The 11,060-nt window shown below is 71.2% G+C and carries 11 protein-coding genes; 2 read left to right on the plus strand and 9 right to left on the minus strand.

The features are described from left to right. Positions 1-2: 2 nt before the first annotated feature. Positions 3-998, plus strand: coding sequence for a helix-turn-helix transcriptional regulator (locus tag ACWY4P_RS33890; RefSeq protein ID WP_456204352.1), 996 nt, complete (start codon positions 3-5; stop codon positions 996-998). Here the strand turns inward: ACWY4P_RS33890 and ACWY4P_RS33895 are convergent. After that, positions 988-1,545 (minus strand): hypothetical protein, encoded by a 558-nt coding sequence (locus ACWY4P_RS33895; protein ID WP_456204353.1) that lies wholly within the window; start codon positions 1,543-1,545, stop codon positions 988-990. The genes ACWY4P_RS33890 and ACWY4P_RS33895 overlap by 11 nt on opposite strands. A 36-nt stretch (positions 1,546-1,581) precedes the next feature. Beyond that, on the minus strand, positions 1,582-3,615 hold the full coding sequence (locus ACWY4P_RS33900; protein ID WP_456204354.1) for a WD40 repeat domain-containing serine/threonine protein kinase: 2,034 nt from the start codon (positions 3,613-3,615) through the stop codon (positions 1,582-1,584). 305 nt (positions 3,616-3,920) lie between these two features. Between ACWY4P_RS33900 and ACWY4P_RS33905 the strand changes: the two genes are divergently transcribed. Continuing rightward, the gene (locus ACWY4P_RS33905; protein ID WP_456204355.1) at positions 3,921-4,667 is read left to right on the plus strand and encodes an SAM-dependent methyltransferase; all 747 of its coding nucleotides are present in this window, start codon (positions 3,921-3,923) and stop codon (positions 4,665-4,667) included. Positions 4,668-4,715: 48 nt separating this feature from the next. Here the strand turns inward: ACWY4P_RS33905 and metK are convergent, their stop codons facing one another. The 7 genes from metK to ACWY4P_RS33940 all read right to left on the minus strand — a co-directional run bounded on the left by metK (position 4,716) and on the right by ACWY4P_RS33940 (position 11,021). Further along, positions 4,716-5,927, minus strand: a complete 1,212-nt coding sequence (metK, locus tag ACWY4P_RS33910; RefSeq protein WP_456204356.1) for a methionine adenosyltransferase — start codon at positions 5,925-5,927, stop codon at positions 4,716-4,718. Positions 5,928-6,033: 106 nt separating this feature from the next. Then, on the minus strand, positions 6,034-7,146 hold the full coding sequence (locus tag ACWY4P_RS33915; protein ID WP_456204357.1) for a methyltransferase: 1,113 nt from the start codon (positions 7,144-7,146) through the stop codon (positions 6,034-6,036). 100 nt (positions 7,147-7,246) lie between these two features. Continuing rightward, positions 7,247-7,984 (minus strand): 3-oxoacyl-[acyl-carrier-protein] reductase, encoded by a 738-nt coding sequence (gene fabG, locus ACWY4P_RS33920; RefSeq protein WP_456204358.1) that lies wholly within the window; start codon positions 7,982-7,984, stop codon positions 7,247-7,249. A gap of 86 nt (positions 7,985-8,070) precedes the next feature. Then, entirely contained in the window at positions 8,071-9,225 is a 1,155-nt protein-coding gene (locus tag ACWY4P_RS33925) for a beta-ketoacyl synthase N-terminal-like domain-containing protein (RefSeq protein WP_456204359.1), read from the minus strand. Beyond that, positions 9,222-10,445, minus strand: coding sequence for a beta-ketoacyl-[acyl-carrier-protein] synthase family protein (locus tag ACWY4P_RS33930; RefSeq protein WP_456204360.1), 1,224 nt, complete (start codon positions 10,443-10,445; stop codon positions 9,222-9,224). Before ACWY4P_RS33930 ends, ACWY4P_RS33925 begins: the two co-directional genes overlap by 4 nt. Further along, positions 10,442-10,699: an acyl carrier protein gene (locus ACWY4P_RS33935; RefSeq protein WP_456204361.1), complete on the minus strand. Its 258-nt coding sequence runs from the start codon at positions 10,697-10,699 to the stop codon at positions 10,442-10,444. The genes ACWY4P_RS33930 and ACWY4P_RS33935 overlap by 4 nt, the downstream gene beginning before the upstream one ends. Before the next feature lie 118 nt (positions 10,700-10,817). Continuing rightward, positions 10,818-11,021: an MbtH family protein gene (locus tag ACWY4P_RS33940; RefSeq protein ID WP_319700433.1), complete on the minus strand. Its 204-nt coding sequence runs from the start codon at positions 11,019-11,021 to the stop codon at positions 10,818-10,820. Positions 11,022-11,060: the final 39 nt, after the last annotated feature.

An 11,060-nucleotide genomic window follows, 5' to 3' on the forward strand; every position in this document is an offset into this window, starting at 1 on the left:
CCATGAGCACCCCTTCGGCCCGGCTGCTGACCCTGTTGTCCCTGTTGCAGACCCCGCGCGAATGGCCCGGCAGCGAGCTGGCGGAGCGCCTGGGGGTCAGCCCGCGCACGGTCCGCCGGGATGTCGACCGGCTGCGCGAGCTGGGATATCCGGTGGAGGCGACCATGGGGGCCGCCGGGGGATACCGGCTCGCCGCGGGCAAGGCCATGCCACCGCTGCTGCTCGACGACGAGGAGGCGGTGGCCATCGCGGTCGCGCTCAGTACGGCGGTCGGCAAGCCGGTGAGCGGTATCGAGCAGGCGTCCCTGCGCGCCTTGGCCAAGTTGGAGCAGGTGTTGCCGTCCCGGCTGCGGCACCGGGTGGGGGCCTTCCGGGCCGCGACGGAGTCGCTGTTCACCGAGAGCGCCACGCCCGTGGACCCGCACGAGCTCGCGGTGGCCGCCGCGGCCGTGGCCGGCCATGAGCGGCTGCGGTTCTCCTACCAGGCGGGGGACGGCAGCCGGACCCGTCGGCTGGTCGAGCCGCACCGGCTGGTGCTGGCGGGGCGCCGCTGGTATCTGCTGGCGTACGACACCGAGCGCGACGACTGGCGGATCTTCCGCGTCGACCGGATGGCCCGCCTCCAGCCGACCGGCGTACGCGTCCCGCCCCGTGAGCTGCCCGAGAAGGACGCGGCCGCCTTCGTCACCCGCAGGATGTATTCACTCGCGCCGACCTACGAGGTGCGGGCCACCCTCCGTCTTCCGGCCGCCCAGGCAGCCGGGCGGCTCGGGGCGGCGCCGGGCGAGGTGCAGCCGATCGACGAGGACAGCTGTGAGCTGCGCGGACACGCCGACACGCTGGAGTGGCTGGCGTCCCGGCTGCTCATGCTGGGCTGCGAGTTCCAGGTGCATGAGCCCCCGGAGCTGCTGGCCCACCTGCGTACGGTCGGGGCCCGCGCCCTCCGGGCCGCGGCCGCCGGGGACCCGGCGGGCGGTCCCGGGGACGTCAGGCAGTGATCTCCCGGTACATCGCCTTGAGCTCGCGGGTCGCGGCCGAGAGATCGCCCAGGGTGGGATCGTCGGCGGCGTCCTCCCAGATGATGTAGATCTGATCGGATCGAGTCCAGGCCAGAAGGTCGGCGATCTGCGCGAACGTGGAGCGGGCAACCCGCGGGAACAGGTCCTCGCCATCGTCGAGCGAGTCGTCGGTACGCAGTTTCCGCCCCGCCAGCAGGGTCAGCCAGGCCGCCGCCGCGTAGGCCGACTGCGATATCACGTGGAGGTCCGGATCCTGATCCTCGGAATAGGACAGCCCCACGGCGGTGAGGTGTTCATGGATCGCGTCAGCGTCCACCGGCTCCCCGGCGGCTGCCCTGCGCAGCCCGAGCACCGCTTCCGGATTCGACATCACCGGCTCATCGCTGAGCTCTTCGTCCTCACCTTCGATACGGCCGAGCAAGGGAGCGATCAGGCCGTAAAGAGCGGTGACTCGCTCACGCGGGTCCAGGCTCTCGGCGAACTCGTCGAGAGCCGCCAACAGTTCGGGGTACTCCGTATCCGTCATACAGGCATGGCTAGCACACGGCGCGGACATCGCTGCTCAGGTGGTGGACTCCTGTGGCAGCTGCCACAGTGCCACCGTGTCGCCGTCGCTTGCGGTGGCCAGCGTGGTGCCGTCCGGGCTGAACACGACGTGCGTGACGTCGCCGTCGTGGTGGAGGGGGTCACCGATCTGCTGACCGGTCTTCGGGTTCCACAGCCGCACCGTGTCATCCGCGCTCGCGGTGGCCAGCGTTTTGCCGTCCGGACTGAAGGCCAGGCCGGAAACGGTCTCGCTGTCGGCGGTGAGGGGGTCACCGATCTGCTTTCTTGTCTTCACATTCCAGAGCCGCGCGGTGCCATCCGCGCTTGCGGTGGCCAGCGTGGTGCCGTCCCCGCTGAACTCCACGTCCCTGACGTCATCGTCGTGAGCTTGGAGGGGGTCACCGATCTGCTCACCGGTCTTCGGGTCCCACAGCCGCACGATGCCTTTGCCGTCCCCGCCGGCCAGCATGGTGCCGTCCGGACTGAACGCCAGGGACGAAACGTCGTCGCCTTCGCTGATGCCGTCGTTGTCGCCTTCGCTGACGACTCTGATCTGGTTTCCGGTCTTCGGATCCCACAGGCTCACCGTTTCAACGTCCTGGTTCGCGGTGGCCAGCATGGTGCTGTCCGGACTGAACGCCACCGCGATGACTTCGGGGTCGTTGCACTCGCTGATCAGCTCACCGGTCTTCGGGTTCCACAGCCGTACCGTGCCGTCGTATTGCAGTGTCGAGGCCGCCAGCATGGTGCCGTCGAGGCTGAACGCCACGTTGTACACGTTGCCGACCTGGCGGAGGGGTTTGCCGATGCGTTCGCCGGTCTCTGGGTCCCACCGGAGGATCGGAGCCATGTTGCCACCGGCGGCCAGCATGCTGCCGTCGGGGCTGAACTCCACCTCCAAGGCGCCGTCGGTGTGAAGAGTCCGGTCAGGGGATCGCGGGTCGGCGTCGTCGTCGCGTAGGACTGCGATGCCCAGGGCCAGGAGGGCAGTCGCGCAGAGTACGGAGGTTCCGACCAGGAACGTGCGGGTGCGCGTCCAGCGGGCGGGCAGTAGCCGGGTGCTGTTCCGCCGGGGCGCCTGGTCGCCGCCGCCGTCGGTTGGCGGAGGCAGTACGGCGGTCCGCTGGGGTTCCCGCTCCTCGGATTCCCCCGAACCCGAACCCCAACCCGAACCCGAACCCCAACCCGAACCCGAACCCCAACCCGAACCCGAACGTGTCGTGGAGTCGGCCGTGAGCCCGGCCAGGGTACGGGCCAGGGCGGTGGCGTCGGGCCGGTCGTCGGGGGCCTTGGCCAACATGTGCGCCACCAGATCGGCCAGTTCCTGGGGGATGTCCGGCCGTATCGTGCCCAGGCGGGGAGGGGAGTCCTCGACATGCTGGCGCATGAGGGCGTAGGGCGGCTGGTCGGCGGGGAACGGGGTATGTCCGGTGAGGAGTTCGAAGAGGACGGTGCCGAGGGCGTAGATGTCGGCGGGCGCTTCCACGGGCCGTCCCTCGCACTGCTCGGGCGACATGTAAGGCAGGGTGCCCAGGACCACGCCGTTGGTGGTCAGGGCGTCCGAGGCGTCGGTGCTGCGGGCGATACCGAAGTCGCAGATCTTGATCCTGTCGCCCGGTTGCACAAACAGGTTGGCCGGCTTCAGATCGCGGTGCACAACACCATCGCGGTGAGCCGTGGCGAGGGCGTCGGTGATCTGGAGGAAGAAGTCCAGCACACGCTCGACAGGCAGGCCATGGGGATGGTCGGCCATGACCCGGGCCAGGTCTTGGCCTTGGAGGAGTTCCATGACGATGTAGAGGTAACCGTCGTGGCGGCCGGCGTCGTGCACCACGGTGATCCCCGGATGCCGGAGCCTGGCAAGCATCGCCGCTTCCCTGTCGAAGCGCCGTACCGACATGGTGCCGGAGATGGCGGGCAGGACCTTGATCGCGACCTCGCGTTGCAGAACGGATGTGTCCTGGCCGTGCCAGACCTCTCCCATACCGCCGCGGCCGATCAGCCGCCGCAACTCGTACCGGTCAGCGAGCACCACTCCGGCCAGATCCATCCCGCCCGCACCCCGTATCTCCGCGTATGACCGCTGCTCAGTAGCCCGATGCCGCTCGGCAGTCTGCCAGTCGGCCACGGGTGACGCGACAAACTCAGTGAGCGGGCGGGCCCCGATTCGCCTCCCACCGCCGCGTAAGGAAAACCTGTGGACACGACGATCCGGTGCGTTCTAGCGTCCCTCGACGTCGGAAGTCCAACTGCCTGATGAGGTGCGTTTGATGACGGTCCAGGCCATCGCGGTCGGCCACGGTCGGCTGCCCTGCGACACCGCCCTTACCTCATCAGACATAAGGAAACCCACGAGTGGATATTCCACGTAGCATCGTCATCGGTGAAAGCAGCCACCGCATCCACAACCCGTTCACCAGCGAGAAGCTGGCCACCCTGGGGCAGGCGTTGCACCTGGCGCCGGGGACGCGGGCGCTCGATCTGGCCAGCGGATCGGGCGAGATGCTGTGCACCTGGGCACGTGACCACCGGATCACCGGGACCGGGGTGGACATCAGCACGGCGGGCATCGGCAAGGCGCGGGCCCGTGCCGCCGAGCTGGGCGTGGCCGAGCAGGTCGTGTTCGTCCACGGTGACGCGTCCGGGTATGTGGCCGAGGAGCCGGTGGACCTGGTCTCGTGCATCGGCGCCACCTGGATCGGCCATGGTGTGCCCGGCACGGTCGAACTGCTGCGGCGCAGCCTGCGGCCCGGCGGGATGATGCTGATCGGCGAGCCGTACTGGCGTATGGATCCCCCCGATCAGCAGACTGTCGAAGCCTGCCACGCTCGCAGCAAGGAAGAGTTCCTGCCGCTTGCCGGGCTGATCGAGCGGTTCGGCGCGCTCGGTTACGACGTGGTGGAGATGGTGCTCGCCGACCAGGACAGCTGGGACCGGTACCGGGCGGCGCAGTGGTTCAACATCCGCCGCTGGCTGGACGGCAACCCCGACGACGAACTGGCCGACGAGCTGCGGGCCGAGCTCGCCACCGCACCCGTCCGCTATGCCCGGTACGAGCGCGAGTACCTCGGCTGGGGCGTCTTCGCGCTCATGCGGCGTTGATGTCACGCCCAGGGCCCGGCAGCGTGTTGCCGGGCCCCGGGCGGTTCTTCACAGGCCCGCCGCGGCGCGCAGCTTCGCCGCCCGGTCGGTGCGCTCCCAGGTGAACTCGGGGCGGCCGAAGTGGCCGTAGGCGGCGGTCCTGACGTAGCCGGGGCGCAGCAGGTCCAGGTCGCGGATGATGGCCGCGGGCCTGAGGTCGAACACCTCGCTGATGGCGTCGGTGACCCGCCGCACGGCCACCCGGGCGGTGCCGAAGGTCTCGACGAACAGGCTGACCGGCTCGGCCTTGCCGATGGCGTACGCGACCTGTACCTCGCAGCGGTCCGCGAGCCCCGCGGCCACCACGTTCTTGGCGACCCAGCGCATGGCGTACGCGGCGCTGCGGTCGACCTTGGACGGGTCCTTGCCGGAGAACGCGCCGCCGCCGTGCCGGGCGACGCCCCCGTACGTGTCCACGATGATCTTGCGGCCGGTCAGTCCCGCGTCGCCCATCGGGCCGCCGATCTCGAACCGCCCGGTGGGGTTGACCAGCAGCCGTACCTCGTCGGTGGCCAGCCGGATGCCGTCGGCGCGCAGCGCCTCCAGCTCCGGCTCGACGACATGGGCGCGGATGTCGGGGGTGAGCAGCCCGGCGAGGTCCACATCGGCGGCGTGCTGGCTGGAGACCACCACGGTGTCGAGCCGCACCGGCTTGCTGCCCCGGTACTCGACGGTCACCTGCGTCTTGCCGTCGGGGCGCAGATACGGCACGGTGCCGTCCTTGCGTACGGCCGTGAGCCGGCGGGCCAGCCGGTGGGCCAGCATGATCGGAAGGGGCATCAGCTCGGGCGTCTCGTCGCACGCGTAGCCGAACATCAGCCCCTGGTCGCCCGCGCCCTGGCGGTCGAGCTCGTCGACCACCGTGCCGGAGCCGTCGCGGACCTCGTACGCCTCGTCGACCCCCTGGGCGATGTCCGGCGACTGGGTGCCGAGGGAGACCGAGATGCCGCAGGTGGCGCCGTCGAAGCCTTTGGTGGAGCGGTCGTAGCCGATGTCGAGGATGCGTTGGCGCACCAGGGCCGGGACGTCGACGTTCCGGGCGGTGGTCGAGATCTCGCCCGCGATGTGGACCTGGCCGGTGGTGAGGAGCGTCTCCACGGCGACCCGGGCGCGCGGGTCCTGCTCGAGCAGGGCGTCCACGATGGTGTCGCTGATCTGGTCGGCGATCTTGTCGGGATGGCCTTCGGTCACCGATTCGGAGGTGAAAAGGCGTACGGGCATGGCTGGTTCTCCCTTACGTGGGATGAGAGAGGTGCTCCCCGGCGCGCGGGGTCACGCCGGGGAGCGGGGAGATGGCCTCATCAACTGCGGTGGCTCGGTGGTGCGATCAGGAACGGCGGGCGAGCAGCACCCGGTGCATCGGGGTGTCGAGCAGACCGATCCGGCGCAGCCCCGCGTCGGCCAGCCACTGGTCGTAGTCGTGGACGGTGAAGGCGTCGCCGCCGCCGGTGGCCAGCATCGAGGCGGCGAACAGCCGGAAGAACTTGTTCTGGACCGAGCCCTCGCCGCCGTCCTCGTCCACGATGTGGTCGGCGATCGCGATCACCCCGTCCTCGGTGAGCCCCTTGGTGGCCTTCAGCAGCAGCTCGCGGGCCGATTCGGGGGTCTGGAGGTGGAAGATGTTGACGAACAGCGCGAGGTCGGTGCCGCTGCCCCAGTCCTCGCTCCAGAAGTCCACGACCTCGCCCTGGAACCGCTCGGCGACCCCCAGCTGCGCGGCCTGCCGGGCGGCGATCGGGATGATCCGCTCGGCGTCCAGGCCGCGGGCGGTCAGCTCGGGGAACTCGCGCAGCAGCAGGTGGCTGTAGATGCCGGTGCCGCAGCCGACGTCCAGGAGGGTCGCGGAGCGGCCGGTGGTCCAGCCGAGTTCGCGCAGGGCGGCGGCGAGCGAGCGGGTGATCGGCGGCGCCCAGAAGTTGATGCCGCGGACCAGCGAGGTGTAGTCCTCTTCCGATATCTGGTTGAGCTGCTGGGCGCCGTCGGCGGCGCGGGCGCCGGAGCGGACGTTGTCGGCGAGGTGACGCCAGGCGTTCCAGGCGACGTTGCGGTCGTGGCCGATCTTCCCGGCGAGGCTGAAGAGCCCGTCGGGGGCGAAAACACTGTGCAGTTCGGCCGGGAGGGTGTAGACGGCCTGGCCGTCATCTCCTCTGGTGCGCTCGACGACGTCGTACGCGAACAGGCCGTCCAGCAGGACACGGGTGGCCCGCAGGTCGGTGTCGAGGACCTCGGCGAGCTGCGCGGCGGTGGCCGGGCCGACGGTGAGGGCGGCGAAGGCGCCGAGGTCCTGGGCTGCCTCGATGACGCCTGGAGCCCACATGCCGATCAGGTGCTCATACAGCCGGTGGGCGGCCCGGACCTCGCCGTCCACGGTCGAGGGGAAGGCGGCGGTGTCGACGAGCGGGGTGAGGTTGGCGGACGCGGTGGTGGCGGGGATGGTCATGAGGCCAGCTCCTTGGAGAGTCGAGTGGGGACAGGAGAGCGGTGGGCGGCAGCGCTGAAGTCGGCGGAGGTGCGGTGGGACCTGGGCGGGGGCGGGGGCGTCACAGGACGATTCCGCCGTCGATCTGCAGCACGGATCCCGTGATGTACGCGGACTTGTCGGAGGCCAGGAAGGACACGGCCTCCGCGACCTCCTCCGCGGTGCCGAACCGGCCCAGCGGGATGGCCGCCACGGCTCGGTCCCGCTGGCTGCCGCTGAGGGCGTCGGTCATATCGGTGTCGATCATTCCGGGGGCCACGGCGTTGGCGCGGATGCCGTACCGGCCGACCTCCTTGGCGAGCGCCCGGGTCATGGCGACCATCCCGGCCTTGGAGGCCGAGTAGTTGCCCTGCCCCGGGTTGCCGTAGACCCCGGACACCGACGAGAGGGTGATGATCGAGCCCGCCTTGCGCTTGACCATCGGGAACAGCACGGCCCGGCAGACGTGGGCCGCCCCGTCCAGGTTGGTGGCGAGAACCGCCCGCCAGTCCTGGTCGGACATCATCAGCATCGGCCTGTCGCGGGTGATGCCCGCGCTGGCCACGGCGACGCTGACGGGCCCCAGTTCGCGCTCGGTGCGCGCGACCCACTCGCGTACGGCCTCGCCGTCGCTGATGTCCAGGCGCTGGGCGAGCGAGCCGACCCCCAGCTCGGCCAGTTCCTTGCCGAGCTGTTGGGCCGCCTCCTCGTCCGAGCGGTAGCAGAAGCTGATCGCGTAGCCGTCCTGGGCCAGCCGCAGCGCGGCCGCCCGGCCGATGCCCCGCGAGCCGCCGCTGACCAGCGCGACCGGCGGGGCCACGGCGACAACGGGGTCCGCCGGGGCCGCACCAGGCGTCGGGGCCGCACCAGGTGTCGGGCCCGCACCAGGCGTCGGGAGCGCGGGGCTCATCGGGCACCGCCCAGCAGCCGCAGCACCCCGCAGGCCACCAGGCCCTCGCGGTCCACCGAGGTGATCACGGCGGCCCGCCCGGCCGAGGCCGGGTCGGCGGCCGCCGTGACCAGGACCGCGGCGAGTTGGAAGGCGGCCTGGGCCGAGGCGGTGTCGCCGATGAGCTCGTGGCACACCGCCCGCGTGGCGATCTCCGGCCCGAACAGCTCGGTGAGCAGCGCCCGTTCCCGGTCGCCCGCGTCGCCGCTCAGCCCGCCCCCGGACGCCACCCACACCTCGCCCGGGTCGACCCCGGACTCGGCGAGGGCGTGGCGCACGCTCTCCCGCAGGGTGCCGGGCAGATCGCCGCCGACGTCCACCCGTACGTCGATCGCCAGGAGTTCGGCGAGCGCCGGCCGGTCCTCGGGGAGGGTGTCGGCGGGTTCGACCAGCAGCACCGCGCAGCCCTCCCCTAGCGGCGCGGCCTGCTCCTCGTCCGCGCCACGGCTGCGGCGCTCCAGCCAGGAACGGACCCCGGAGTACTCCTCCACCGCCCCCACCACCGCCCGCTCGGCCCGGCCCGCGGCCAGCAGCCGGCGGGCGTAGGCGAGGGCGAGCAGCGCGGTCGGACGGCCGCCGGCCAGGGTGGTGTTGGGGCCCTTGAGGCCGAAGCGGATGGCGCTGGCCCCGGCCGGGCTGTTCATCAGGGTGTTGGGCATCAGCTGGGCCGGCACGTCGTACGGCTTCTCCCCGACGAACGAGGCCCGGATGAAGTTCTCCTGGCTGGCCGCGCTGCCCAGGGTGGTGCCGAGGACGAGCGCGGTCCCGGTCCCGCGGGTCACCGGGCGCTCGTCGGCCTCGGCCTCCTCGAACAGCTCGCGTACGGCGGTGACCGCGAGCCCCATGGCCCGGTCCATGGTGCGGGTGCCCGCCCGGCCGAGGATCTGGCGGATGTCGAAGCCGGGCACCAGGCAGGCGGCGGCGTCGGGCGTCTGCCAGGCCGCCGGGTCCGGCACGGCCTCGGTGGGCCGCCGCGCGGCGATCCCCTCCGCGTACGCCGCACGGCCCATGCCGTACGGGGAGACCGCCGACCAGGCGGTGATGACGGCGCGGTCGGTACGGGCGGGGCCCCGGGCCTCGGTGGTGACCTCCTTGAGATGTGCGGGGGTCATCGCTGGTCCTCCTCATAGCGGCCGAGGACGACGGAGGCGTTGTTGCCGCCGAAGGCCAGGCCGTTGTTGACCACGATCCGCAGCGGCGCCGTAACGGCGTGGTTGGGCACGCAGTCGATGCCGCACTCGGGATCGGTGGAGCGGTGGTTGACGGTGGGCGGGATGAAGCCGTGGGCCAGGGCGACGGCCGAGGCCGCGGCGCCCAGGGCGCTGGCCGCGCCCATGGAGTGGCCGAGCATGGACTTCAGGGCCACGGTGCGCGGCGGCCGGTCGCCGAACAGCTCGCGGATCGCGCGCGTCTCGGTGATGTCGTTGGTCTTGGTGCCCGTGCCGTGCGCGGACACCAGATCGACCTCCTCCGGCTTGATCCCGGCGTCGGCGAGCGCGAGGCCCATGCAGCGGGCGACGCTCTCCTGGTCGGGCGCGGTCGGGTGGTGGGCGTCGCAGTTGAGGCCGTAGCCCAGCAGCTCGGCGTAGATCCGGGCGCCGCGCGCCTGCGCCGACTCCAGGGTCTCCAGCAGCAGGACCCCGGCGCCCTCGGCGGTCAGCAGCCCCTCCCGCTCGGCGTCGAACGGCCGGCACCGGTCGGAGGAGACCAGGCCGAGCCGGGAGAAGCCGGCGAAGGTGCGGCGGGCCAGCGCGTCCGACCCGCCGACCAGCGCGTAGTCGGCCTCGCCGAACCGTACGGCGTCGAAGCCGTCGCCGATGGCGTAGTTGCCCGCCGCGCAGGCGGTGCCGAGTACGGACGGCACCGCCTGCGGAAGCCGCAGTTCACGGACGACGGCGAGGGCCAGCCGGTGGGCCGGCAGCCGCCGTACCGCGGTCGGGTCCAGGCCCTCGAAGCCGACCTCCAGCTCGGACTCGACGAGCAGGTCCAGCTCCCTGGCCTCGCCGTCGGTGGTGCCGATGGTGACCAGGCCGCGCCGGCCGCGCAGCTCTTCCAGGTTGAGCCCCGCGTCCTGGACCGCCAGCCGGGTGGCGGCCACGGAGAACTGGCTGGCCCGGCCGAGCTCTTCGAGCGGGGTGTGGCAGATCCACTCGGCCGGTTCGAAGTCCTTGACCTCGTGGGCGAGTTGGCGGCGGAAGCCGGTGGCGTCGAAGAGAGTGATCTCCCCGGCGCCGCACCGGCCTTCGCGCAGCCCCTTGGTGAACTCGGTGACGCCATTGCCGATGCTGGACAGGACGCCGAGTCCGGTCAGCACCACTCGATGGGCGGTCATCGCGATTCGGCCCGGGAGAGCACCTCGAGGACGGCCTCGAAGTGGATCATGTTTTCCAGCTCGTCCTGCTCGATGGTGACGCCGAAGGCCACCTCGAGGGCGGACAGCATCTCGATCGCGCACAGCGAGTCGGCCCCGTACTCGTCCACGAAGAGCCCGGTGCGGGTCAGCTCCTCGCCGTCCAGGTCGAGGGAGTTGGCGAGGATGTCACGGACCTTGGACTCGGCGGTGGCGTCGATGGTGATGGTGCTCATTGCGAATTCCTCCGTCGGGAAAGTGAGAGGTGCGTTGCGGTGGGGGGTTGGGTGGTGCGCTCGGGCGGACCGGCCCGGAACGGTCCGGTCCGCGTCGGGCAGATATCGGGCCGCCTTGCTAGGCCGCGTCGATCAGGCTCTTCGGGCGCAGATCGGTCCAGGTGCGCTCCACATAGGCCAGGGCCTCCTCACGGCTGGTCTCGGCGAGTACCGTCGTCCAGCCGGCCGGGACCTCGGCGAACGCGGGCCACAGGGAGTGCTGGCCCTCGTGGTTGACCAGGACCAGAAAGGTTCCGGTCTCGTCGTCGAAGGGGTTTGTCATATCCGGATGCTTTCCTCTCTCGCTGTCTTGTTTCTGGCA

Source organism: Streptomyces sp. LZ34, assembly GCF_053890475.1.